Annotated in this window: 23 protein-coding genes and 1 pseudogene; 13 read left to right on the forward strand and 11 right to left on the reverse strand. The window is 51.6% G+C overall.

Annotation, left to right across the window (positions count from 1 at the left end):
- Positions 1-14: 14 nt before the first annotated feature.
- The 5 genes from KE671_RS16355 (at position 15) to KE671_RS23105 (ending at position 4,085) form a co-directional block, all read left to right on the forward strand.
- On the forward strand, positions 15-1,031 hold the full coding sequence (locus KE671_RS16355; RefSeq protein ID WP_206163826.1) for a glycosyltransferase family 8 protein: 1,017 nt from the start codon (positions 15-17) through the stop codon (positions 1,029-1,031).
- 13 nt (positions 1,032-1,044) lie between these two features.
- Positions 1,045-1,743 (forward strand): lipopolysaccharide core heptose(II) kinase RfaY, encoded by a 699-nt coding sequence (rfaY, locus tag KE671_RS16360; RefSeq protein WP_206163827.1) that lies wholly within the window; start codon positions 1,045-1,047, stop codon positions 1,741-1,743.
- 179 nt (positions 1,744-1,922) lie between these two features.
- Positions 1,923-2,777, forward strand: coding sequence for a 3-deoxy-D-manno-oct-2-ulosonate III transferase WaaZ (waaZ, locus tag KE671_RS16365; RefSeq protein ID WP_206163828.1), 855 nt, complete (start codon positions 1,923-1,925; stop codon positions 2,775-2,777).
- A gap of 36 nt (positions 2,778-2,813) precedes the next feature.
- Positions 2,814-3,890: a glycosyltransferase family 9 protein gene (locus KE671_RS16370; protein WP_206163829.1), complete on the forward strand. Its 1,077-nt coding sequence runs from the start codon at positions 2,814-2,816 to the stop codon at positions 3,888-3,890.
- A 126-nt stretch (positions 3,891-4,016) separates the two neighbouring features.
- Positions 4,017-4,085 (forward strand): hypothetical protein, encoded by a 69-nt coding sequence (locus KE671_RS23105; protein ID WP_432759337.1) that lies wholly within the window; start codon positions 4,017-4,019, stop codon positions 4,083-4,085.
- A 50-nt stretch (positions 4,086-4,135) separates the two neighbouring features.
- On the opposite strand, the pseudogene KE671_RS16375 reads toward KE671_RS23105, so the two are convergent.
- From KE671_RS16375 to rfaD, 4 genes and pseudogenes are all read right to left on the reverse strand, one after another.
- Positions 4,136-5,188 (reverse strand): annotated as a pseudogene (locus tag KE671_RS16375) (O-antigen ligase family protein); the annotation flags it as partial.
- Between the two features lie 4 nt (positions 5,189-5,192).
- On the reverse strand, positions 5,193-6,161 hold the full coding sequence (gene rfaC, locus KE671_RS16380) for a lipopolysaccharide heptosyltransferase RfaC (RefSeq protein WP_206163831.1): 969 nt from the start codon (positions 6,159-6,161) through the stop codon (positions 5,193-5,195).
- Positions 6,162-6,164: 3 nt separating this feature from the next.
- Positions 6,165-7,211: an ADP-heptose--LPS heptosyltransferase RfaF gene (gene rfaF, locus KE671_RS16385; RefSeq protein WP_206163832.1), complete on the reverse strand. Its 1,047-nt coding sequence runs from the start codon at positions 7,209-7,211 to the stop codon at positions 6,165-6,167.
- Between the two features lie 12 nt (positions 7,212-7,223).
- Positions 7,224-8,156, reverse strand: a complete 933-nt coding sequence (gene rfaD, locus KE671_RS16390) for an ADP-glyceromanno-heptose 6-epimerase (RefSeq protein ID WP_046492098.1) — start codon at positions 8,154-8,156, stop codon at positions 7,224-7,226.
- 215 nt (positions 8,157-8,371) lie between these two features.
- Here rfaD and kbl point away from each other — a divergent pair, with 215 nt between their 5' ends.
- From kbl to KE671_RS16405, 3 genes are all read left to right on the forward strand, one after another.
- A complete protein-coding gene (kbl, locus tag KE671_RS16395; RefSeq protein WP_206163833.1) occupies positions 8,372-9,568 on the forward strand; it encodes a glycine C-acetyltransferase in 1,197 nt (398 codons plus the stop codon).
- A 9-nt stretch (positions 9,569-9,577) separates the two neighbouring features.
- Positions 9,578-10,603: an L-threonine 3-dehydrogenase gene (tdh, locus tag KE671_RS16400; protein WP_206163834.1), complete on the forward strand. Its 1,026-nt coding sequence runs from the start codon at positions 9,578-9,580 to the stop codon at positions 10,601-10,603.
- Between the two features lie 236 nt (positions 10,604-10,839).
- The gene (locus tag KE671_RS16405; RefSeq protein WP_206163835.1) at positions 10,840-11,874 is read left to right on the forward strand and encodes a glycosyltransferase; all 1,035 of its coding nucleotides are present in this window, start codon (positions 10,840-10,842) and stop codon (positions 11,872-11,874) included.
- Here KE671_RS16405 and KE671_RS16410 read toward each other — a convergent pair.
- Genes KE671_RS16410 through gpmM form a run of 3 tightly spaced genes read right to left on the reverse strand, consistent with a single transcriptional unit; the run spans position 11,861 to position 15,661 of the window.
- Positions 11,861-12,820: a divergent polysaccharide deacetylase family protein gene (locus KE671_RS16410; protein WP_206163836.1), complete on the reverse strand. Its 960-nt coding sequence runs from the start codon at positions 12,818-12,820 to the stop codon at positions 11,861-11,863. The two genes, KE671_RS16405 and KE671_RS16410, sit on opposite strands and share 14 nt — an antisense overlap.
- Before the next feature lie 3 nt (positions 12,821-12,823).
- Positions 12,824-14,107 (reverse strand): murein hydrolase activator EnvC, encoded by a 1,284-nt coding sequence (gene envC, locus KE671_RS16415; protein WP_206163837.1) that lies wholly within the window; start codon positions 14,105-14,107, stop codon positions 12,824-12,826.
- Between the two features lie 9 nt (positions 14,108-14,116).
- Positions 14,117-15,661 (reverse strand): 2,3-bisphosphoglycerate-independent phosphoglycerate mutase, encoded by a 1,545-nt coding sequence (gpmM, locus tag KE671_RS16420; protein ID WP_206163838.1) that lies wholly within the window; start codon positions 15,659-15,661, stop codon positions 14,117-14,119.
- 247 nt (positions 15,662-15,908) lie between these two features.
- On the opposite strand from gpmM, the gene KE671_RS16425 reads away from it, so the two are divergent.
- The 5 genes from KE671_RS16425 (at position 15,909) to cysE (ending at position 19,189) form a co-directional block, all read left to right on the forward strand.
- Complete coding sequence (locus KE671_RS16425) at positions 15,909-16,340, forward strand: rhodanese-like domain-containing protein (RefSeq protein ID WP_206163839.1); 432 nt, start codon at positions 15,909-15,911, stop codon at positions 16,338-16,340.
- 147 nt (positions 16,341-16,487) lie between these two features.
- Positions 16,488-16,739 carry a glutaredoxin 3 gene (grxC, locus tag KE671_RS16430; protein WP_012908148.1) on the forward strand — a complete coding sequence of 84 codons (252 nt, stop codon included), beginning with the start codon at positions 16,488-16,490 and terminating at the stop codon, positions 16,737-16,739.
- Positions 16,740-16,801: 62 nt separating this feature from the next.
- On the forward strand, positions 16,802-17,269 hold the full coding sequence (gene secB / locus KE671_RS16435) for a protein-export chaperone SecB (RefSeq protein WP_003024155.1): 468 nt from the start codon (positions 16,802-16,804) through the stop codon (positions 17,267-17,269).
- Positions 17,269-18,288, forward strand: a complete 1,020-nt coding sequence (gpsA, locus tag KE671_RS16440) for an NAD(P)H-dependent glycerol-3-phosphate dehydrogenase (RefSeq protein WP_061075919.1) — start codon at positions 17,269-17,271, stop codon at positions 18,286-18,288. Before secB ends, gpsA begins: the two co-directional genes overlap by 1 nt.
- Positions 18,289-18,367: 79 nt before the next feature.
- Complete coding sequence (cysE, locus tag KE671_RS16445; RefSeq protein WP_022646641.1) at positions 18,368-19,189, forward strand: serine O-acetyltransferase; 822 nt, start codon at positions 18,368-18,370, stop codon at positions 19,187-19,189.
- A 78-nt stretch (positions 19,190-19,267) separates the two neighbouring features.
- On the opposite strand, the gene trmL is transcribed toward cysE, so the two are convergent.
- The 4 genes from trmL to lldP form a co-directional block, all read right to left on the reverse strand.
- A complete protein-coding gene (gene trmL, locus KE671_RS16450; protein ID WP_206163840.1) occupies positions 19,268-19,744 on the reverse strand; it encodes a tRNA (uridine(34)/cytosine(34)/5-carboxymethylaminomethyluridine(34)-2'-O)-methyltransferase TrmL in 477 nt (158 codons plus the stop codon).
- A 188-nt stretch (positions 19,745-19,932) separates the two neighbouring features.
- Positions 19,933-21,123 (reverse strand): FMN-dependent L-lactate dehydrogenase LldD, encoded by a 1,191-nt coding sequence (gene lldD, locus KE671_RS16455; protein WP_206163841.1) that lies wholly within the window; start codon positions 21,121-21,123, stop codon positions 19,933-19,935.
- Entirely contained in the window at positions 21,120-21,896 is a 777-nt protein-coding gene (gene lldR, locus KE671_RS16460; RefSeq protein ID WP_206163842.1) for a transcriptional regulator LldR, read from the reverse strand. The genes lldD and lldR overlap by 4 nt, the downstream gene beginning before the upstream one ends.
- Entirely contained in the window at positions 21,893-23,548 is a 1,656-nt protein-coding gene (lldP, locus tag KE671_RS16465; protein WP_206163843.1) for an L-lactate permease, read from the reverse strand. The genes lldR and lldP overlap by 4 nt, the downstream gene beginning before the upstream one ends.
- Positions 23,549-23,758 lie beyond the last annotated feature (210 nt).

Consider the following 23,758-nt stretch of genomic DNA (forward strand, 5'->3'; position numbering starts at 1 on the left):
TTATAGGTGACGCAGTGGACTCATTTCCTGAAATAGAGATAACAGAATATAAAGTTTTTGATGAGCGTTATGATAAAAATGATAATACATTAAATATCTCTTATGGAATTGATGAGAACTATCTCGATGGCGTCGGGGTATCTATTACCTCGGTGTTAATTCATAATGAGATTAATGTTGCTTTTCATATCATTTGTGACAAATATACAGAAAGCTTTGTTGATAAGATTGAAGCGCTGGTACATGAACATAAGATAAAAATCTCATTATATCTTATCAATGTCAAATGCCTTGAGGTATTGCCGAAAACACAGGTTTGGTCAAGAGCCATGTATTTTCGGCTTTTCGCTTTTGATTATCTGGAACATCAACTGGATAAATTATTATACCTGGATGCCGATGTCATTTGCAAAGGTTCTCTGGACTATCTCCTGGCGCTTGACCTCAATGATAACGTCGCTGCTGTGGTCAAAGACGTTGACTCCATTCAGGGCAGGGTAAATGAAAGGCTCCCTTCTTTTAATCTTTGTGGTCGATACTTTAATTCTGGCGTTGTTTTAATAAACCTCCGGCAGTGGGCAGAGCATCGACTTACTGAAAGGGCATTATCTCTGTTAACGGGCGAAGACGGAAGTGCAACCTTTTTTAAATATCCGGATCAGGATGTACTAAATATATTGTTGCGTGATAAAGTTTATTTTTTACCTCGTGAATATAATACAATTTATACTATTAAAAGTGAATTAAGCGATAAGACGCATAAAAAATATTTAAATGTAATCCATACTGATACAAAATTAATTCACTATACAGGGGCGACAAAACCCTGGCATGCCTGGGCAAGCTATCCTTCGGTTGTTTATTATACTACTGCCTTTATTAAATCACCTTGGAAAGATGTTCCTGCCAAAGAAGCACGAACGATGGTTGAGTATAAAAAAAGGTATAAACACCTTTTGGTTCAAAAGCAGTATCTGCGTGGAGTGATTGCGGGTGTAGCGTACCTCTATCGTAAAATTTTAGCGAAATGATACCTTTATAATTATGATCACTGAAACAAAAATTAAAAACTATACTGTATTTGTCAAACAGGATGGTGAAAAATACATTGATATTTTCAATGATTTTTTAACACACAATCTTAAAGTATTAAAAGTGTTTCGTAGTATTGAGGACACAAAGGTTGTATTAATCGATACTGACCATGGAAAATATATCCTTAAAGTATTCCATCCTAAAGTAAAAAATACCGAGCGATTTTTTAAGTCGCTGGTTAAAGGGGATTACTACGAAAAGCTTTTTTACCAGACCGATCGCGTTCGGCAGGAAGGTTTTGACGCCTTAAATGACTTTTATTTACTTGCTGAAGTGAAGACCCTACGTTATGTGCACACTTACATAATGATCATTGAGTATATTGAGGGGGTTGAACTGGTTGATCTGCCCGTCATTTCTGCTGATGTAAAAGAGAAGATAAAGCAGTCCATTCAAGGGTTGCATCGGCATGGTATGGTCTCTGGTGACCCGCATAAAGGTAACTTCATATTACAGAATGATGAGATTAGGATAATCGATCTGTCCGGAAAAAGACCTTCCCTACAGAGAATGGCGAAAGATCGTATTGATTTAGAACGGCACTATGGCATTGAAAATAATAGAAAAGACGTGGGATATTTTCTCCTGATTTATAAGAAAAAGTGGCGAAATTTCCTGCGTCGTCTGAAAGGTAAAAGTGTGCGCTAAGTTTAAGTGTGATTATTTGAATATTGCTTTTAGTCGTTCTAAATGCAAAAATGAATTTGTATATTTTATGAACAAGGCTGGTCATCCTGGTTTGTTCATCCTCGCAAAAGATAAACCATGAACACTTTCCTCAAAGATTCATCGTGATTTAAGTTGCATGACAAACCTACAGGTTTCATATGAGTAATGTTAAGTTTATAACTCGAGCAGGTGTTCAGCAACTTATTGCCAACAGAACATCTGATAACGTGATCATTTTCTTATCGGGACCCACCTCCCGAGGGACACCGCTTTCTCTTTTGCAAAACAATGATGTCATTACCGTTAACGGCGCCGCGGAATACCTGCTCAGTAATAGTATTACTCCCTTCATTTATGTCTTAACAGATGCGCGTTTTTTGCTACAAAGACGTCACGATTTTTATCAATTTAGTCGGGCGAGCAAATTTACTGTCGTCAATATGGATGTTTATGAAGCCGCAACAGAAGATGACAAGAAATATATGCGGACGCATTGTTTCATTTTACGTGCATTTTATAAGCGTGAAAAAGGTGGTTTTTTCAAAAAAATGAAGTTAGAAATGCTTTCTAAATGGAATAAGAATCTCTTGATTCGAGTGCCCATTTCTAAACGAAAAAGACTGGTTGGATTTAGTAAGGATATCAGCTCAGGCTACTGCTCATGCCATACCGTGGCGTATACGGCGATGCAGATAGCGTATTCATTGGGTTATGACAACACGATCTGTTCCGGATTAGATATCACCGGAAGCTGTGCGCGATTCTATGATGAGAGCCGCAACCCAATGCCTTCTGAACTGAGCAAGGATTTAGTTAAAATTCTGCCCTTTTTCCAGTTTATGTGTAAGAACGTTGATGACTTTAGTATTTATAATCTGTCTGATGATACCGCAATAAGCTACGATATTATTCCTTATATCAAGGCAGCGGATGTCGCAACATTGCCATCCAGACAACGCATCATAAACAACGCGCATGATCTTCATGATCGTGCCGATTCTTATGTAAGTTAGTGTTAACCTCTTTTTTATTGTAGTGTGGTAACTCGCATGGGTTTAGGTGCTTTTCATAAGAAAAAAAGATACTGCATTAATAAAATTAAGATTAATTTTTTGTCATTTTTCTTCAGCAGAAAAAAGAGTAAAAAAATTAATGCAGATAAAATTCAAACTTGCTTGCTAATCCATGATAACAACAAGTTAGGCGATTTAATCGTATTGAGTTCGCTATATCGTGAACTGACTAATCGTGGTGTACAACTGTCAATAGTAACCACAGAAATGGGGAAGGCATTTCTTTCTGGCAACAGTCGGATACATCAGTTTTATATTAAAAAATCAAATACTATCAGCGATGTATTGGCATTACGTAAACGTCTTTCCGGCGAAGCTTTCGATATCGTACTTGACCCTTTTGAAACCATGCCCTCTTTTAGTCATAGCCTGTTGTTGTCTGGTGTCAGACACGCTCATATTCTGGGCTTTGATAAGTGGTACAAACGTTACTATACCGTTTACCATCCGCATGATGAGAGGTTAACGGCGCACATGTGTACACGGGCGAATGAGATTCTGCGTCATTTTTATGGCGATGAGCGTCATGAATTTGATGTGAGTTATGATTTACCGTTGCCAGAGTCGGTTGAAAAAGACGTTCTGAATTTTATCGGCGACTCAAAGGTCATTATTATTAATGCGTTAGGGGCAAAGAAAATTTGCCGGTTGACTGATGAGCAGATCAATACGATTTATTCGCATCTCTGTGAACATTATCCGGATTACCGCGTTATTTTTACCGGGTTAGCTGAAGACATTCGTTCTATTGCAATACCGGGAATTGAAACACTACCCTTTAAAGAATTTATTCATACCGTTGCACTGACAAAATTCAGTCAGTATGTGATCTCCGTGGATACCGCACTGGTTCATATTGCATCGGCATATGAAATTCCTACGCTCGCGCTTTACCCGAATGCGCGACAAACGACCTACCCCTCACACCTCATCTGGTCACCGAATAACTGCAATGCGCTACAGGTGGTCTCGCCTACTTATACGGTCAAGGATATAAGTCAGAAGATTCTGACTGAATCGGTCGAGGAGTTGCTGTCGAAACACCAGAAGTGAGGAATATCTCACTTCTGATGATCAGGTTATTGTGGCGCGATATCGCCGTGCAATCGGTTTTTCTTAAGGAAAAGCATTAAAACAATCGCGGTTATCAAGATGATCGGCACGCTGCGTGACCAGAGAATGACATCACTGAGCCCCGTTCCGACGATCGCTAACGTTAACGCAAAGAGCCCCAGGGAACGGTGGTAATAGACCGTAAAAAATAGCGCGATATAGAATAAAAGCGTCGACAGTACACCGGCAATCCCTTTCAGTGAAGCGGCTTCAACAATCTCGTTATGTAAGTGGACATTCGAAAACTCCAGCGCGCCTTGCAGATATTGATGCTCAGTTGCGAGTTCTGTCATTCGCTGGGCCCGTGTATCGGCGGATCTCGCCGCGAGTGGAGCCTCTTTAAAGATGTCGAAGCCAATTTCATACATCGCTAGTCGTGCGCCCAGGGAACTGATACTGTTACCGCTGTTGTATTGGGCTATGTCCGACACCCCCTCATGATATCGTTCATAGATTGGCTTACTGAAAATTGCAACGAGAACAGCCAGGCAAACAAAAAAGCCAATCACCGAAAAAAACAGCCTCTTGGGTGATTTTATATAGCCTGCGACCAGGGCCAGAGCACATATCACCGGGAATATAAGCATCGTCGAACGCGTCTGAGTCAGGGCAAGCGCATAAAATACGGCGATAGCATTGAGCAAAAAAAGTATTGGATGATTTCGTTTGGTATATAAAATGGCTATACCACTAACGATACCGACAAACATCATTGAATACGCCGCGCCTGTGGCGGTGCCAATGCCAAAATCAAGACGAATCATGCCTGTGGTCGCTTTTATATAATACGCATATCCCGCAATAAAAAATGACAGCGAATACAGGATATAAAGCGGTAACTCTTTATTAAAACGAATTCTTGACGTCAGCGCCAGCAAAGTAAGAAAAGCGCCAAAGAGAAAGATTTTCGCCGTGTTCAAATAGCTGTGATAGGTCGCGCGGAAGGGAGAGTGATCAACTTTGAAGGCGGAATACCAGGCGACGTCCAGCGCGCCGATGATAAAAATAGCGAGCGGCAGCAACCAGTACTGTACCGAATAGCTTTCAGGTTTGCCGCGTAATAGCAGTGCCAACAGACCCAATATCGCCGTAACATTATATAACTTCATGCTTAGCGTATTATCAAACATTGCAACAATCAGCGTGATGGCACAGAGCAAATAGGTTGTCACTTCCAGTGCTGAAGATGTCTTCGTGGCGTAGTGGCGCCAGGGACTGATAAGACTCAAGGTTGGCATTCAATTACCTTTCTAATAATGATGATAGTTCGTCGCGGACGGAATCAGCGTTTAGCATTGCTAATTGATTTCCTGGCGCCCGACACGCTACCTGGTTCTTCCCGTAACCACCAATGAGTCCTGGATCCGTAGGACCGTACAACGTGACGTTAGGCCGATCGAGTGCGGCGGTCAGATGACTTAACCCCGTATCGACAGAAACGACAAATTTTGCTCCCGCCAGCACGCGTGCGACACCTTCCAGCGTCATTCGCGGTAATACCTCAACGTGAGCGAATCCCTCCGATAGCCTCTTCGCCCGTGCTTCTTCATGAGGCGCACCCCAGGGCAATTTAATGCTTATCCCACAGTCATCCAACAGACCGATTAACGCTCGCCAGTTTGCCTCCGGCCAGTGTTTATCATCACGCGTTGTGGCATGCAAAAATACGGCGTAGGGCTGTTCTTCCGCCTTTTCGAAGGTAAGGAAATGCTGTGCGATGGCGTAATCGCCTTGCGACGCCGGTTTTTGATAACCCAGACTTTTTGCAAACAGTTCACGCGTACGTTCTACGGCATGCTGCTGTCTGGCGATGTGATGGCGGCGGTTATAGAACAGGCTGGCCAGCGGTTCACGCGCGGTTTGCCAGTCCATGCCGTGTTTTACCCCATGCGCCAGACGGGTGACCAGCGCCGCGCTTTTCACCAGTCCCTGTGCGTCGATAATCGCGTCATAGTGCTCCGCCTGTACAATATCGCGAAAGGCCTTGCGTTCAGCCTTAATCGGCGCGGAAAACCAGGCTTTACGCCAGCGGCGAATCGCCACGGGGATGACGCGGTGCACCGCAGCATGCCAGGACGGTATCTGCGCAAACCCTTCTTCAACCACCCAGTCAAACTGAATATCCGGGTAAGCCTGTTGCGCATCCGTCAGTGCGGGCAGCGTATGTAATACATCACCCATAGAGGATGTTTTGACGATCAAAACCCGCATTCGTCAGGCTTCCTCTTGCAGTAACAGACTGTTGAGTTCTTCCAGCACGCGCGCAGGCGTAATGTCGATCAGGCTCTGATGATAGCCTTCGGCGGCATCGCCTTTGCGCACTTTGTGATAGCCCGTTATCAGGCGGATCACGCGTGCTTTATGTGACAGCGGCGGGGTGAAATCCGGACTGCTCGGGCCATAGAGGGCGATCAGCGGACGATTTAGCGCCGCGGCGACGTGCATCAGGCCGGAATCGTTGGTGACAACTGCTTTGCACGCGCCTATTAATATGACTGCCTGTTCGAGCTGCGTTTCGCCCGCCAGGTTACGACACCACGCCTGTTGTTCATCACTCAATGCCGCCAGGATTTCGTTTCCGGCCTCATGATCCTTCGCTGAGCCAAACAGCACAATCTGATAGCCTTCATCGATGAGCTGTTTCGCCAGTTCCGCATAATGGTAGTGCGGCCAGCGTTTTGCCGGACCGAACTCCGCGCCGGGGCAAAATCCAATCACTGGACGTTCATCAGAAAGCGAAAACGCGCTGCAGGTCAATGATTTCTCCCCCTCGCTCACCTGCAACTGTGGCCACATCAGCGGCTGCGGCAGATCTTTTGCCGTGCGCATTACGCCTTTGTCGTAGGCCAGCGCCACGTAGCGCTCAACCATTAAGGGCCAGGCGGCTTTATCCAGTACGCGCGCATCGTTAAGCAGGCCATAGCGCATTTCGCCTCGCCAGCCCGTACGGTGAGGGATACCGGCAAAGAAAGGAACCAGCGCTGATTTAAACGAGTTGGGTAACACATAAGCACGGTCATAGCGTTTTTCACGCAGGCTGTGACCGAGTTTGCGACGTTCACCGAGTGCGAGTGCGCCGTGACCAAGCGGCATTGGGATCGCTTCGTTGACTTCCGGCATTCGCGATAACAGCGGACGGCACCATGCCGGTGCCATCACGTCGATTATCGCCTGGGGATAGCGCGCCTTGAGCGTGCGATAGAGACTTTGCGACATCATCATGTCGCCCACCCAGGACGGGCCAATCACCAGAATCCTCATAGATTGCCTGCCTTACGCGTCGCGATTCAGCCAGGCCATATATTCCGTTACGCCTTCGGCAACGGTCTTAAAGGGCTTATCGTAGCCCGCAGCGCGCAGGTTGGTCAGATCGGCCTGAGTAAATGCCTGGTAGCGACCTTTCAGTTTTTCCGGGAACGGAATGTACTCGAGTTCACTTTTCTTATGATATGCCAGCGCGGCATCGGCAACGGCCTGGAAGGATTCTGCACGACCGGTGCCCAGATTAAAGATGCCGGACACGCCGTTTTCCCAGAACCACAGATTAACATCCGCCACGTCGCCGACGTACACGAAGTCACGCTTGAAGTTCTCGCTCCCTTCAAACAGCTTCGGCGTTTCACCGTTATTGAGCTGCGTATTGAGATGGAACGCCACGCTCGCCATGCTGCCTTTATGGCCTTCTCGCGGTCCATAAACATTGAAGTAACGGAAGCCGACGATCTGTGAATTGGCTTCTGGCAGGATCTGACGGACATACTCGTCAAACAGGAATTTTGAGTAACCGTAGACGTTCAACGGTTTCTCATATTCGCGAGATTCGATGAAGTCAGAAGTGCGACCGCCATAGGTGGCTGCAGAAGAGGCATACAGGAACGGAATCTCGCGCTCCAGGCAGTAATGCAGCAGCTCTTTGGAGTACTGATAGTTGTTATCCATCATGTACTTACCGTCCCACTCGGTGGTGGAGGAACAGGCCCCTTCGTGGAAAATGGCTTCGATCTCGCCGAACTCTTCACCCGCCATTATCTGGATTAAGAAATCTTCTTTATCCATATAGTCGGCAATATTCAGATCCACCAGGTTAACAAATTTGGTGCCGTCTTTCAGGTTGTCCACCACCAGGATATCGGTGATGCCTTTATCATTCAGGGATTTAACGATGTTGCTGCCGATAAAGCCCGCGCCGCCGGTAACGATGATCATAACTGTAACCTATGAATTATGGAGTCAGAGACAATCTCAGACACGAATATCTTTTATCATATCACTACATAGCGTTGGCTTCAGCCATTCACCGAATGGACGTGTGGGTACGCGTGATTTATCCTGCATTTTAAAGAAGTGATAATGCGTCATCTCGTATCAGCGTCCAGGGTTAGGTAAGATGTGCTGAAATTTGCCCAGTCTGGAGAATCGCAATGCGTGGGGATTTTTACAAACAGTTAACTAACGATCTGCAAACCGCTCGTGCGGAAGGATTGTTTAAAGAAGAGCGCATTATCACATCTGCTCAACAGGCAGATATCACGGTGGCGGATGGAAGCCACGTCATTAACTTCTGCGCCAACAACTATCTGGGGCTGGCGAACCATCCGGAGCTGATTGCCGCGGCGAAAGCCGGTATGGATTCTCACGGATTTGGAATGGCATCGGTGCGCTTCATCTGTGGCACCCAGGACAGCCATAAACAGCTGGAGCAAAAGCTGGCTGAATTCCTCGGCATGGAAGATGCCATTCTGTACTCTTCTTGCTTTGATGCTAACGGTGGCCTGTTCGAAACGCTGCTTGGCCCTGAAGATGCCATCATTTCCGATGCTCTGAACCACGCCTCCATCATCGACGGCGTGCGCCTCTGTAAAGCAAAGCGCTTTCGCTATGCCAACAACGATATGCAGGAACTGGAAGCGCGTCTGCAAGAAGCGCGCGACGCCGGGGCTCGTCATGTACTGATTGCCACTGATGGCGTGTTCTCAATGGACGGTGTCATCGCCAACCTGAAGGGCGTGTGCGATCTGGCAGATAAATACAACGCGTTGGTGATGGTCGATGACTCTCATGCGGTGGGATTCGTCGGTGAGAATGGTCGTGGTTCCCACGAATATTGCGACGTAATGGGCCGGGTGGACATCATCACCGGCACGCTGGGTAAAGCGCTTGGCGGTGCATCGGGTGGTTATACCGCAGCGCGTAAAGAGGTCGTTGAGTGGCTGCGTCAGCGCTCTCGCCCGTATTTGTTCTCTAACTCGCTGGCGCCGGCAATTGTCGCTGCCTCCATCAAAGTGCTGGAAATGGTTGAGTCTGGCGCTGAACTGCGCGATCGCCTGTGGGCCAACGCGCGTCAGTTCCGTGAGCAAATGTCTGCCGCCGGGTTTACCCTAGCCGGTGCCGATCACGCGATTATCCCGGTGATGCTGGGCGACGCGGTGATTGCACAAGACTTTGCCCGCGAGCTGCAAAAAGAGGGCATTTACGTTACAGGATTCTTCTATCCGGTTGTTCCGAAAGGTCAAGCGCGCATTCGTACTCAGATGTCTGCGGCGCATACCCCGGAACAAATCACCCGCGCGGTGGAAGCCTTCACCCGCATTGGTAAACAACTGGGCGTTATTGCCTGAGGATGTGAGATGAAAGCGTTATCCAAACTGAAAGCGGAAGAGGGCATCTGGATGACCGACGTTCCGGAACCGGAAGTCGGCCACAACGATCTGCTGATTAAAATCCGTAAAACAGCCATCTGCGGCACTGACGTTCACATCTATAACTGGGATGAATGGTCGCAAAAAACTATCCCGGTTCCTATGGTTGTCGGCCATGAGTACGTTGGCGAAGTGGTCGGTATCGGTCAGGAAGTGAAAGGCTTCAAGATCGGCGACCGCGTGTCTGGGGAAGGTCACATTACTTGCGGACACTGCCGTAACTGTCGTGGCGGACGCACGCACCTGTGCCGTAATACCACGGGCGTGGGTGTGAATCGTCCGGGCTGTTTCGCTGAATACCTGGTGATCCCGGCGTTCAACGCGTTCAAAATCCCGGACAATATCTCTGACGATCTGGCCTCTATCTTTGACCCGTTTGGTAATGCGGTGCATACGGCGTTGTCATTCGATCTGGTCGGCGAAGACGTGCTGGTGTCGGGGGCTGGCCCTATTGGCATCATGGCGGCGGCGGTAGCGAAACACGTGGGCGCACGCAACGTGGTGATCACCGACGTGAACGAGTATCGTCTCGAACTGGCGCGTAAGATGGGTATCACCCGCGCAGTCAACGTGTCGAAAGAGAGCCTGAACGAGGTGATGGACGAACTGGGCATGACCGAGGGGTTTGATGTCGGCCTGGAGATGTCCGGTGCGCCGCCAGCATTCCGCACGATGCTGGATACCATGAACCATGGTGGCCGCATTGCTATGCTGGGCATTCCTCCCTCAGACATGTCAATCGACTGGACGAAGGTGATCTTTAAGGGGTTGTTCATTAAAGGTATTTACGGCCGCGAGATGTTCGAAACCTGGTACAAAATGGCCGCGCTGATTCAGTCTGGACTGGATCTGTCGCCGATCATCACCCACCGCTTCTCGATAGATGAATTCCAGAAGGGCTTTGACGCCATGCGTTCGGGCCAGTCCGGGAAAGTCATTCTCAGCTGGAATTAATCAGAAAAGGCCGGAAAATCCGGCCTTATTTCCTGAGGAATATCCGGAAAGCTGTAAAGAATTGTCATTGTCATAAATAATTCGTAATTGCGTCGTAGTCTTATATTGCTGTTTGCCTGTTGCCTCTACGCTGAAGTCTCCTCGAACCCTTACAAATATTATTATCAGCCTTAATCGTTTCTTAATACAAAGGCTGTAAAAAGGCGGATAACTTCAAAGGCATTCGGTAATTTATTATGATGAACAGTGCAAACAGACTCAGTGTTATTATCCCGTTATATAATGCGGGTAATGATTTTAAAGCCTGCATGGAATCTCTCATCGCGCAAACATGGACTGCCCTGGAAATTATTATTGTAAATGATGGGTCAACGGATAATTCTGTTGATATAGCAAAGTATTACGCCGACAACTATCCCCATATACGACTGTTGCATCAGGCAAATGCCGGGGCATCGGTTGCTCGTAACCGTGGGATGGAGGTGGCGACCGGTAAGTACATCGCCTTTGTCGATGCGGACGATCTCGTCTATCCGCATATGTACGAGACGCTGATGACGATGGCGCTGGAAGACGATCTGGACGTCGCGCAGTGCAATGCCGACTGGAGCGAGCGGGATACGGGTGTGACCTGGCAATCCATTCCAACCGATCGTATCCGCTCAACCGGCGTATTAACCGGGCCGGACTGGCTGCGTATGGCGCTTTCTTCTCGCCGCTGGACCCACGTGGTGTGGATGGGGGTTTATCGTCGTGATGTGGTTGAAAAGAATAACATCCGCTTTATTCCCGGATTACATCATCAGGATATTGTGTGGACCACGGAATTTATGTTTAACGCATTGCGTGCGCGTTATACGGAAGCATGCTTGTATAAATATTTCTTACATAATAATTCTGTCAGCCGACTGAAACGTCAGGGTAATAAAAATCTGAACTATCAGCGGCATTACATTAAGATCACCCGCTTATTAGAGAAGCTGAACCGGAATTATGCCGACAGGATTACGATCTACCCTGAATTTCATCAACAAATAACGTATGAAGCATTGCGTGTGTGTCATTCCGTGCGCAAAGAGGCGGATATTATGACGCGCCAGCGGATGATCGCCGAGATTTTTACCTCGGGGATGTATAAACGAATGATAATGAACGTGCGCAGCGCCAAGGTCGCGTATCAGGCGTTGCTGTGGTCAGTGAGATTGTACCAATGGCGCGACAAAACGCGTTCGCACCATCGTACGGCGCGTAAAGCGCTTAACCTGGGGTAGCGGCGTTATCGCGAGTTGATTTTCCCCAGCCCTGCCACTGATTCTGGAACCAGTTTACCAGCGTGCTCTGACGGATGCTTTCGCTTAACACGCTGAAGAATCGACTGGTGTAGACCGGTTCCAACGGTTTCTTCGGTTTACACAACGTTACGCCGCGGAACGGATTTCGCGGGGCGTCGTTGGTTTTCGGCGGCGTCAGATTTGGCGTGGAGGTATCCACCTGTGGCTCATTGAGCAGGCTGCTTGGACGGACCAGGGTGATGTCGGCAGGCAGGTTATAAACCATTTGCTGTAAAACGCGCACTGTCGATGGATGAGGGTGACCTATCGCGATGGCAGAACCGCTGCGGCGAGCCACATCAATCGCACGGGTAAACTGGCGACGAATGTCCGCGTCGTTTTGCGTGTCGTCGAGAAACACTTTCCGTTTAATCACCTTCACGCCGGTCCCGGATGCGGCACGCATCGCCTGACTGTTACCGATGGTCATACTGTCGAGAAAATAGAGATCGTAGCGTTCCAGCGCCTGCATCACTTTCTGCATACCAAACAGACTGGAAGTCATTGCGCTGCCCATGTGGTTGTTGAGCCCCACCGCGTAAGGAACTTTGCTAACCGCCTCGCGAATGATCCGTTCAATTTCGTCGCTGCTCATTTCAGGACGCAGGGTGTCTTTCTCCAGCGGCTGTTTGCTCAGCGGTGCCATCGGCAGATGAATCAGCACTTCATGACCGCTGCTATGCGCTTTGGTCGCCATTTCGCGTGCATGAGGCGCATTGGGTAGCACGGCGACGGAGATTTGAGAGGGCAGCGCCAGTACCTGATTTTCGTAATGCGGGCGGTAGCCAAAATCGTCAATGACGATGGCGAGTTTGCCAGCAAAAACAGGGGAAGCGAATGCCAGCAGGCTGGCGAATGAAAGAACAGTACGACGAAACTGAGGCAAAACTTATCTTCCCAACCACGGTTGTGGATTGACGGCCTGACCCTGGCGACGAATTTCGAAATAGAGCGATGGTCGACCCTGACCCCCACTGCTACCTACCAGCGCAATAGGCTGGCCGGCGCGAACCTGCGTACCGACGCTGACCAGCGCACTCTGGTTGTAGCCATAAAGACTCATGTCGCCCTTGCCGTGTTCAACGACGACGACCAACCCGTATCCCTGCAACCAGTCCGCCAGAATGACGCGACCATCGGCAATGGCTTTCACCTCGGTGCCTTCAGACGCACCGATAACCATCCCCTTCCACCGTAGCTCACCTTGCAGTTGTTCGCCATAGCGATGCAGCGTAGGACCACGAACCGGCCAGAAGGCCTGACCGCGTGGCGAACCCAGGCCTCCGGTACGCGACATCAGCGATTTCTCACTGTCAGTGGGTTTGTAGGTGGTACCTTTACGGGTGGCTTCTTGTTGTTTGTTGCGCACAGCCTGTGCCTCACGGGCTTCGCGCTCTGCCCGCGCTTTGGCTGCGGCTTCAGCACGAGCAATGCTATTGCGCAAACGGGATTCGTTGGCACGCAGTTCGCTGAGCTGTTGCTGGCCCTGCTGAATAGAGGACTCCAGCCCTGCGAGCGTTTTCTTACGTTCGTTACGCGCCTGTTCCAGCTTCGCTTGTTGGGCGCGCTGTTCATACAACAGCGTCTGTTGCTGACTCTGCTTCTCTTCCAGTTCAGCACGCTGAGCGGCGACTTCTTCACGCGTTTGCTTGAGCTCGTTAATCGTCTCCTGACGCGCCTGGTTCAGATAACCAAAGTAGGCCTGCAAACGCTGGCCGCGCTGACTCTCTTCACCGCTAAGGATAAGCTGAATCCCAGTGTGTTCACCCTGGCGAAACGCGGCATCCAGCTGCGCGGCGAGGCTGCGCTCCTGGTTGGCTTTCTGCTGTTCCAGTTTCGCAATAGAAGCATTCATCTCATCGATTTGTTTGTTCAACTGCGCAAGCGTGTTTTGCGTTTCACGTAACTGGCGTGCAGCGGCGGAGATGGCCTCTTCCTGCGCCTTAAGTTGCGCAAGCAGGCCAGAACGCTGTTGCTGTTGCTGACGAACGGCGCGTTCTTTGGCGGCGATATCCGCCTGAATGGATTTAAGCTGATCGCGATCATCCGCGTGGGCGGAAAAGGCGCACAACAATACGCCAGCGCTCACCACGCTGGCGTAAATCAGGGGCCTGACTGAAAACCGTCTTGGTTTCATGGCCCCATTTTCGCTATTTATCGTCTTTCCCCTCATGGGGGAGGATTATTCCACGATGAACAGCGGCTTACCAGTCATCTCTTGCGGGATTTCCATACCCATCAGCGTCAACATGGTGGGGGCGATATCGGAAAGTTTGCCGCCTTCCACCGCTTTCACATTTTTGCTGCCGACATAAATCAGCGGAACCGGCAGGTTAGTGTGGGCGGTGTGGGCCTGACCGGTTGCCGGATCGCGCATTTGCTCGGCGTTGCCGTGGTCGGCGGTGATCAGCAGTTGACCGCCAACGGACTCAACCGCTTTCGCCACCTGCTCAACACAGTGGTCCAGCGCTTCAACCGCTTTAATCGCCGCTTCCATCACGCCCGTGTGTCCGACCATGTCGCCATTCGGGTAGTTACAGATGATGGTGTCGTATTTTCCGCTTTCGATAGCGGCCACCAGTTTTTCGGTCAGTTCAGCGGAACTCATTTCCGGTTGCAGATCGTAGGTCGCCACTTTAGGTGAGTTGATCAGGATGCGATCTTCACCGGTAAACGGTTCTTCAACGCCGCCGTTGAAGAAGAAAGTGACGTGAGCGTATTTTTCGGTTTCGGAAATACGCAGCTGCGTTTTATCGTTCTTCGCCATCCACTCGCCAAACGTGTTCGCCAGCGAGGCCGGCGGATAGGCAACGGCTGTTTTGATGTCGGCGGCGTATTCGGTCAGCATCACGAAATTCAGGTTAACCACTTTCTTGCGCGCGAAGCCGTCGAAGTCAGCGTTAACAAAGGCACGGGTGATTTCACGCGCGCGGTCAGCACGGAAGTTCATGAAAATGAGCGCGTCGCCGTCTTCCATCGCGGCATCGGCCTGGCCTGCGGCGCGGATCACGGTGGCTTTCACGAATTCATCGTTTTCATCGCGGGCATAGGCAGCCTGCAAACCTTCAACGGCGGTATTGGCCTGGAATTCGCCCTGCGCCAGCGTCATCAGGTCATACGCTTTCTCCACGCGATCCCAACGGTTGTCACGATCCATCGCGTAGTAGCGGCCAATGATGGAGGCGACGCGACCTTTGCCCAGCGCAGCAAACTTCTCTTCGAATTTTTTCAGGGAAGACTCTGCACTGCGTGGCGGCGTATCGCGACCATCGAGGAAAGCATGCAGATAGATTTTCTCTGCGCCACGCTCAGCGGCCAGTTCAACCATCGCCATGATGTGATCTTCGTGGCTGTGTACGCCACCGGCAGAAAGCAGGCCCATGATGTGCACGGCTTTACCGGCGATTTTCGCCTGGTCAACCGCTGCGGTCAGCGTTGGGTTAGCAAAGAAAGTACGTTCTTTAATTTCAACGTCCAGACGGGTCAGGTCCTGATACACGATGCGGCCCGCGCCCAGGTTAACGTGACCGACTTCGGAGTTACCCATCTGACGATCGGGCAGGCCCACTTCCAGACCGGAAGCATCGATCAGGGTATGCGGGCGTTTTGCCCACAGTGCATCCATTACCGGGGTTTTGGCAGTAAAAATGGCGTTATCCTGGCTCTCTTCACGGTAGCCATAGCCATCCAGAATCACCAGTACCATAGGTTTTTTAGAAACCGACATTGCGAAACCTCACACTCAAGAGACAAAAATAATTGCGTAATTTTACTACAGCTGAATCGATAAAATAGCCTCGGAAGATCAAAGAATGGGGTAGGGTGGTCCATGGATGGCATAGATTTGCACTTTTTTTTCCGTAGCGCCCCGCAAAAATGCAATCCATTGCACGCGCTGGCTGTATTTGCGCCAACGCGCAGGTATACTCCTGTCCTGGTTTTTTTAATCACTGAGTCGGGAGTTGTTACCCCCCATGCAAGAAATTATGCAATTTGTTAGCCGCCATCCCATACTGAGTATCGCCTGGATTGCGTTACTGGTGGCGGTTTTGTTCACCACGTTTAAAGGCCTGACGTCGAAAGTTAAGGTTATCACTCGCGGCGAAGCGACACGTCTTATCAACAAAGAAGACGCGGTTATCGTGGATTTACGTCAGCGGGACGATTTCCGCAAAGGCCATATCGCGGGTTCTGTTAACCTGCTGCCGAGTGAAATCAAAGCGAATAACGTGGGCGAGCTGGAAAAACACAAAGACAAACCGGTTATCGTGGTCGATGGTTCCGGCATGCAGTGCCAGGAAGCGGCAAACGCACTGATCAAAGCGGGCTTTGAGAAAGTGTCGGTGCTGAAAGAAGGTGTTGCGGGCTGGAGTGGTGAGAATCTGCCGCTGGTTCGCGGCAAATAATTGACCCGTCGTCTTTCACGTCGCAGGGGCGTTGGTTGCAATGATTCATCCTGGCCACTTACTGATGTAAGTTCCTTGGAAATCATCATATTGCCGCCTGACTGCAACATGAAATTTATCGGGTAAAATCGACTATCGGAGATGAGTATGGCCAATATCGAGATCTACACCAAAGCAACCTGCCCGTTTTGCCACCGAGCGAAAGCGCTGCTGAACAGCAAGGGTGTGAGCTTCCAGGAACTGCCGATTGACGGCGATGCCGTGAAGCGTGAAGAGATGATCAAACGCAGTGGTCGTACGACGGTTCCGCAGATTTTTATTGATGCACAGCACATTGGCGGCTGTGACGACTTGTATGCGTTGGATGCGCGTGGTGGACTTGATCCCCTGCTGAGCTAACGCTGGGCCACGTTATTGGCATCAAGCGGTATTTAAGGACAACACTAAAGGGTTTTCTACACATGTCAGAACAAAACAACACCGAAATGGCTTTCCAGATCCAGCGTATTTACACCAAAGATGTCTCTTTTGAAGCGCCAAATGCGCCGCACGTTTTTCAGAAAGATTGGCAGCCAGAGGTTAAACTTGATCTGGATACAGCATCTACCCAACTGGCAGATGACGTATACGAAGTAGTACTGCGTGTTACCGTAACGGCTTCTCTGGGTGAAGAAACGGCGTTCCTGTGCGAAGTTCAGCAAGGCGGTATCTTCTCTATTAGCGGAATCGAAGGCACCCAGATGGCGCATTGCCTGGGCGCATACTGCCCGAACATCCTGTTCCCGTATGCCCGCGAATGCATCACCAGTCTGGTTTCACGCGGTACGTTCCCGCAACTGAATCTTGCGCCGGTCAACTTTGATGCGCTGTTCATGAACTATTTACAGCAGCAGGCTGGCGAAGGTACTGAAGAACATCAGGATGCCTGATGAACCAAAGTAATGCTTCAATGACTGTGATCGGTGCCGGCTCGTACGGCACCGCTCTTGCCATCACCCTGGCAAGAAATGGCCACCAGGTTGTCCTGTGGGGCCACGATCCTAAACATATCGCGACCCTTGAGCACGATCGCTGCAACGTCGCGTTCCTTCCGGATGTGCCTTTCCCCGATACGTTACGCCTCGAAAGCGACTTAGCCACTGCGCTGGCGGCCAGCCGCGATATTCTGGTGGTCGTGCCAAGCCATGTCTTTGGCGAAGTGTTGCGACAGATTAAGCCACTGCTGCGTCCTGACGCGCGTCTGGTCTGGGCAACCAAAGGGCTGGAAGCCGAGACAGGGCGCCTGTTGCAGGACGTAGCCCGTGAAGCGTTGGGCGATCAAATCCCGCTGGCGGTGATTTCCGGTCCGACGTTCGCGAAAGAACTGGCGGCAGGCATGCCGACAGCTATCTCCCTGGCCTCTACTGACGACACTTTTGCTGACGATCTGCAACAACTTCTGCACTGTGGTAAGAGTTTCCGTGTCTACAGCAACCCGGATTTCATCGGCGTCCAGTTGGGCGGCGCGGTGAAGAACGTGATTGCGATTGGCGCGGGGATGTCTGACGGCATTGGTTTTGGCGCTAACGCCCGTACCGCGCTGATTACTCGCGGTCTGGCGGAAATGTCGCGTCTGGGCGCGGCGCTGGGTGCCGATCCGGCAACCTTTATGGGAATGGCCGGGTTAGGCGATCTGGTGCTGACCTGTACCGACAACCAGTCGCGAAACCGCCGTTTTGGCATGATGCTTGGTCAGGGCATGGATGTACAAGGCGCGCAGGACAAGATTGGACAGGTGGTTGAAGGTTACCGCAATACGAAAGAAGTTCGCGAGTTGGCGCACCGTTTTGGTGTCGAAATGCCAATAACCGAGGAAATTTATCAAGTATTATATTGCGGAAAAAACGCGCGCGAGGCAGCATTGACGTTATTAGGTCGTGCACGCAAGGACGAGCGAAGCAGCCACTAGTCTCAAGGATCCGTTTTTTAAAAATGACCCGGCCCGCGAAGAACGGGCCGGTCGTTAGCCTCATTACCTGGAGCCCGCAATGCCGTGTGAAGAACTGGATATCGTCTGGAACAATATTAAAGCCGAAGCCCGCGCTCTGGCAGACTGTGAGCCTATGCTGGCCAGTTTTTACCACGCAACGCTACTCAAGCATGAAAATCTGGGCAGTGCGCTGAGCTACATGCTGGCAAACAAACTGGCATCGCCTATTATGCCCGCTATTGCAATTCGTGAAGTGGTCGAAGAAGCGTACGCGGCAGACCCGGAAATGATCGCCTCGGCAGCCTGTGATATTCAGGCTGTCCGTACGCGTGACCCCGCGGTTGATAAATACTCCACCCCGCTTTTGTATCTGAAAGGTTTCCATGCCTTGCAGGCCTACCGCATTGGTCACTGGTTATGGAATGAAGGCCGCCGTGCGCTGGCAATCTTCCTGCAAAACCAGGTCTCCGTGACGTTCCAGGTAGATATTCACCCGGCGGCGAAGATTGGTCGTGGGATCATGCTCGATCATGCCACTGGCATTGTCGTTGGTGAGACGGCGGTGATTGAAGATGATGTCTCAATCCTGCAATCGGTCACCCTCGGCGGTACCGGTAAAACCAGCGGCGATCGCCACCCTAAAATTCGTGAAGGCGTGATGATTGGCGCGGGGGCGAAAATCCTCGGCAATATCGAAGTCGGACGTGGCGCGAAAATTGGTGCCGGTTCCGTGGTGTTACAACCCGTTCCGCCGCACACCACCGCCGCAGGCGTTCCGGCGCGCATTGTCGGTAAGCCAGACAGCGATAAGCCGTCAATGGATATGGATCAGCATTTCAACGGGATACACCATACTTTCGAGTACGGCGACGGTATCTGATCTCTTGCCCGGTGGCGCTGTGCTTACCGGGCATACAAAACCCCAGGTCGGATAAGGCGAAAGCCGCCATCCGACAATTCAACGTGTGCGCAAGACTGCGCCAGGATATCCCAACTGGCGCCACGCCTCATACACCACTACCGACACCGCATTCGACAGATTCATACTGCGACTGTCCGGCATCATCGGAATACGGATTTTTTGTTCAGCGGGCAGGGCATCAAGAATGGTTGCTGGCAGACCGCGCGTTTCCGGACCAAACATCAGATAGTCGCCGTCCTGATAGCTCACGGCGCTGTGCGCGGGTGTCCCTTTGGTGGTCAGGGCAAACAGGCGCTGCGGATTTTCTGCGGCAATGAAGGCATCATAATCATGATGACGCTGCACGGCCGCAAACTCGTGATAATCCAGGCCGGCACGGCGCAGGCGTTTGTCATCCCAGGTGAAGCCCATCGGTTCAATGATATGCAGGCGAAAGCCGGTATTGGCGCAAAGGCGAATGATATTGCCCGTGTTCGGCGGAATTTCTGGTTCAAATAAGACGATGTTGAGCATGCTGCCCCCTTAGAGCCTACCCCATTAGGCTATTTTATTAGCCATTTTGGCCCTGGGCAGTGCTCACAATCCTCGCGTACTTCGTGTACGCTCCGGTTGTTCCGCGCTGTCCGAGTCCAAAATGACTGCAACAATATACGCCTATTGGGATAGGCTCTTAATATCGGGGGGGCAGAATAGCACTTTCGTTACGCCGCATCACCCTGTGTCAGCGGTGCCAGGGCGGTGGGTAAACTTTTACCCAGATCCTGAACCAGAGAATCACGGCTGATTTCACTGATGGATTTCGCACCGGTCAGCGTCATGGCTACCTTCATCTCTTTCTCGATCAGATTCAGCAGATTCGCCACGCCGGCCTGACCCGCCGTCGCCAGCGCGTACAGATACGCACGGCCCAGCAGGACGGTATCGGCGCCCAGCGCAATCATACGTACTACGTCCAGCCCGTTGCGAATGCCGCTGTCCGCGAGGATGGCGATATCGCCTTTGACCGCATCGGCGATGGCAGGCAGGGCGCGGGCTGACGAGAGCACGCCGTCCAGTTGGCGACCACCGTGGTTAGAGACCACAATCCCATCGGCGCCAAAGCGAACCGCGTCACGAGCGTCTTGTGGATCGAGGATCCCTTTGATCACCATCGGACCGTCCCAGAACTCGCGGATCCACTCAAGGTCCTTCCATGAAATCGATGGATCAAAGTTATTTGCCAGCCAGCCGATGTAATCTTCCAGTCCCGTTGGTTTGCCGAGATAAGTGGAGATATTGCCGAGATCGTGTGGACGACCGTTCAGACCGACATCCCAGGCCCACTGTGGATGAGTGACTGCCTGCCAGTAGCGACGCAGCGCAGCATTCGGACCGCTCATCCCGGAGTGGGCATCACGATAGCGCGCACCCGGCGTTGGCATATCGACCGTGAAAACCAGCGTTGAACAGCCTGCCGCTTTTGCGCGTTCCAGCGCATTACGCATAAATCCACGGTCACGCAGAACATACAACTGGAACCACATCGGACGGTTAATGGCTGGCGCGACTTCTTCTATCGGACATACGGAGACGGTGGAAAGGGTAAAGGGGATCCCTTTCGCATCGGCTGCCGAAGCGGCCTGCACTTCACCGCGACGGGCATACATGCCGCACAGCCCGACCGGCGCCAGCGCCACCGGCATCGACAGCTTTTCGTTGAACAGCGTAGTTTCCAGGCTCAAGTCAGACATGTTTTTCAGTACGCGCTGGCGTAGCGCCACGTCCGATAAGTCTTCCACGTTCCGACGCAGGGTGTGCTCCGCATAGGCGCCGCCGTCGATGTAGTGAAACAGGAACGGAGGCAGAATGCGTTGGGCTGCGGCGCGATAATCGCTGGCGGCTGAAATAATCATGCTTTGTTCTCCCTGGTATTATCATTGTGGTCGCCGGGCAGACGGGTAATGCGCGCCTGACGAGCCTGGTCTTCATCAAATTGTTTAATGGTGGTGTGGACGAAACTGAGGTGCGCCATCATCGCCTTACGCGCGCCGTCGGCGTCGCCCGCAAGAATGGCATCTAATACGGCCTGATGTTGCTCGGTCAGCCGGGAAAAGACGGGCGGAACGAGATACATGCGCTGTCGACTTTGCTTCACTGACGAATGCAGCACGTCGAAAAACCCGCGCATTGTCTGTAACAGCACCACGTTATGCGAGGCTTCGGCGATAGCCAGATGAAAACGAACGTCGGCCTGTGAGGCGAGATCAGGGTCTTCGCTGAGCGTGGCGTCAAAGCAGAGTTTGATTTTCTCTTTGTCGGCCGTGGTGGCGCGCATCGCCGCATGCCATGCCGTGCTGGCTTCGATGGCGTGTCGGGCTTCGAGAATATCAAAACTGTAATCCGGGTCGTCGGCCATCAGGGTTTTCAGCGGTTGAACGATATTTTGTTCAGACCACTCTTCATGCTGCCAGCGGACAAACGTGCCGCCGCCGCGACGGCTGAGCAGCACGCCTTCACTAACGAGTTTTGCCAGCGCTTCGCGCAGCGAGTTGCGCGAGACGCCAAGCTGTACCGCCAGTTGACGCTCGGCGGGCAATTTCATGCCCGCCTCCAGCTGTTGTTCTTCAATCAGCGCCCGCACACGAGAGGCAACCTCGTCCGACAGGCGTCGGGGCATCACGATCATGGAATCATCCAGGTTAAGACGTAGGCCTGAAGCGTGGTGATCACGCCCACCATGCAGGTGAAAATCAGGCTGTGTTTGACGGTAAAACGGAACAGATCCGACTCTTTGCCGACCAGTCCGACCGCCGCGCAGGCGATGGCGATGGACTGAGGCGAAATCATTTTGCCGGTGACGCCACCGGTGGTATTGGCCGCCACCATCAGCACATCCGACACGCCGATTTGCTGTGCGGCAGTTGCCTGCAGAGCGGCAAACAGCGCGTTAGACGAGGTATCTGAACCGGTCAGGAACACCCCCAGCCAGCCAAGGAACGGCGAGAAGAAGGTAAAGGCGCTGCCCGTATGCGCCAGCGCTAACGCCAGCGTCGAGGAGAGCCCGGAATAGTTGGAGATAAACGCAAAGGCCAGCACCATCCCGATGGAGTAGATCGGCAGCGCCAGCTCTTTCAGCGTGCTGCCGAAGGTCTGAATAGCGGCGGACGGCTTCATCTTCAGCCAGACGATGGACAGCAGCGCGGCGAACAGGATCGCGGTGCCGGTTGCGGAAAACCAGTCAAATTTATACACGGCTGCGTAGGCGGTGGCTTCGTGGACCACGGGCGGCATGCGGGCAACCAGTTTGTCGAGGAACGGGACCGGGATGTTAATCACCCAGTCGTACAGCGCGCCGCCGGGAGCGAACAGGGCCTTAAACGGCGGCACGCTCCAGAGGGTCACGGTGGCCGTCAGGAACAGGAACGGCGACCAGGCGCGAACCACCTGCCCGGCGGTATAGTTCGTGCGTGCCAGCGTCTGATCGACCTGCGACGCGCCCATATCGCCAAAGCGGAAGATGCGAACCGGCTGCCAGCGTTTGAGGAACAGCGTCAGACAGACCAGCGATACCAGCGAGGAGATGATGTCCGGCAATTCCGGGCCGATAAAGTTGGAGCTGAGGTACTGGGCGATAGCAAACGAACCACCCGCCACCATGACCGCAGGCCACGTCTCTTTCACGCCGCGCCAGCCGTCCATAATCGCCATGATCCAGAACAGTACGATAATCGTCAGAAACGGTAACTGACGACCGACCATCTGTCCGATTTCAAAGCTGTCCAGCCCGGTCACCTGACCGGCGACCAGAATCGGGATCCCCATGGCGCCAAACGCTACGGGCGCGGTATTGACGATCAGGCACAGTCCGGCGGCATACAGCGGGTTAAAGCCGAGACCTACCAGCAGTGCGGCGGTGATGGCCACCGGCGCGCCAAATCCCGCCGCCCCTTCGAGGAAGGCGCCAAATGAGAAGCCGACGATCAGCATTTGCAAACGCTGGTCAGGGGTAATTGACAGAATGGACGAGCGGATGATGTCAAACTGTCCGGTTTTCACCGAGATTTTGTAGACAAACACCGCGGCGATAATGATCCAGGCTATCGGCCACAGGCCGTAGAAGAAGCCGTACATCACCGAGGCCAGTGCGTGATCGACCGGCATTTTGTAGAACAACAGCGCCACGGCCAGCGCAATCACCACCGTCCACGAGGCGGCAACATAGCCTTTCAGCTTGAGCTTAATCAGCGCGAAAAAGAAAAACAGAATCGGGAGCGATGCGATCAGACTGGAAAGCCAGATGTTACCGGCCGGATCGTAGTTTTGTTGCCAGAGATTCATTGCAGGTCTCCTGAGGGCCACACGCACAATGCAATGAGTCTGTGCTCATCTTTTCGTCACATTATGTGTAAAAGTGGTCCTGCCAATATTGTTGTGTAGGGATAATGACAACGAATGGTTAATCAAATGTTATTTATTGGCAATGATAGTGTAGGTTCAAATTAATAAATTGTGAACCCGTGGTCGTAACAGGAGGGGATTGGTAGGGCC

Source organism: Citrobacter amalonaticus, from assembly GCF_018252635.1.
Taxonomy (GTDB): domain Bacteria; phylum Pseudomonadota; class Gammaproteobacteria; order Enterobacterales; family Enterobacteriaceae; genus Citrobacter_A; species Citrobacter_A amalonaticus_E.

What these genes read in the sequence shown, in the direction of transcription:
- gpsA (WP_061075919.1), top strand. Translation starts at nt 17,269, where the DNA reads ATGAACCAAAGTAATGCTTCAATGACTGTGATCGGTGCCGGCTCGTAC.
- lldD (WP_206163841.1), bottom strand. Translation starts at nt 21,123, where the DNA reads ATGATTATTTCAGCCGCCAGCGATTATCGCGCCGCAGCCCAACGCATT.
- envC (WP_206163837.1), bottom strand. Translation starts at nt 14,107, where the DNA reads ATGAGGGGAAAGACGATAAATAGCGAAAATGGGGCCATGAAACCAAGA.
- KE671_RS16405 (WP_206163835.1), top strand. Translation starts at nt 10,840, where the DNA reads ATGATGAACAGTGCAAACAGACTCAGTGTTATTATCCCGTTATATAAT.
- rfaY (WP_206163827.1), top strand. Translation starts at nt 1,045, where the DNA reads ATGATCACTGAAACAAAAATTAAAAACTATACTGTATTTGTCAAACAG.
- secB (WP_003024155.1), top strand. Translation starts at nt 16,802, where the DNA reads ATGTCAGAACAAAACAACACCGAAATGGCTTTCCAGATCCAGCGTATT.
- waaZ (WP_206163828.1), top strand. Translation starts at nt 1,923, where the DNA reads ATGAGTAATGTTAAGTTTATAACTCGAGCAGGTGTTCAGCAACTTATT.
- KE671_RS16425 (WP_206163839.1), top strand. Translation starts at nt 15,909, where the DNA reads ATGCAAGAAATTATGCAATTTGTTAGCCGCCATCCCATACTGAGTATC.
- tdh (WP_206163834.1), top strand. Translation starts at nt 9,578, where the DNA reads ATGAAAGCGTTATCCAAACTGAAAGCGGAAGAGGGCATCTGGATGACC.
- KE671_RS16370 (WP_206163829.1), top strand. Translation starts at nt 2,814, where the DNA reads ATGGGTTTAGGTGCTTTTCATAAGAAAAAAAGATACTGCATTAATAAA.
- cysE (WP_022646641.1), top strand. Translation starts at nt 18,368, where the DNA reads ATGCCGTGTGAAGAACTGGATATCGTCTGGAACAATATTAAAGCCGAA.
- grxC (WP_012908148.1), top strand. Translation starts at nt 16,488, where the DNA reads ATGGCCAATATCGAGATCTACACCAAAGCAACCTGCCCGTTTTGCCAC.
- trmL (WP_206163840.1), bottom strand. Translation starts at nt 19,744, where the DNA reads ATGCTCAACATCGTCTTATTTGAACCAGAAATTCCGCCGAACACGGGC.
- kbl (WP_206163833.1), top strand. Translation starts at nt 8,372, where the DNA reads ATGCGTGGGGATTTTTACAAACAGTTAACTAACGATCTGCAAACCGCT.
- lldP (WP_206163843.1), bottom strand. Translation starts at nt 23,548, where the DNA reads ATGAATCTCTGGCAACAAAACTACGATCCGGCCGGTAACATCTGGCTT.
- rfaF (WP_206163832.1), bottom strand. Translation starts at nt 7,211, where the DNA reads ATGAGGATTCTGGTGATTGGCCCGTCCTGGGTGGGCGACATGATGATG.
- rfaD (WP_046492098.1), bottom strand. Translation starts at nt 8,156, where the DNA reads ATGATCATCGTTACCGGCGGCGCGGGCTTTATCGGCAGCAACATCGTT.
- lldR (WP_206163842.1), bottom strand. Translation starts at nt 21,896, where the DNA reads ATGATCGTGATGCCCCGACGCCTGTCGGACGAGGTTGCCTCTCGTGTG.
- gpmM (WP_206163838.1), bottom strand. Translation starts at nt 15,661, where the DNA reads ATGTCGGTTTCTAAAAAACCTATGGTACTGGTGATTCTGGATGGCTAT.
- rfaC (WP_206163831.1), bottom strand. Translation starts at nt 6,161, where the DNA reads ATGCGGGTTTTGATCGTCAAAACATCCTCTATGGGTGATGTATTACAT.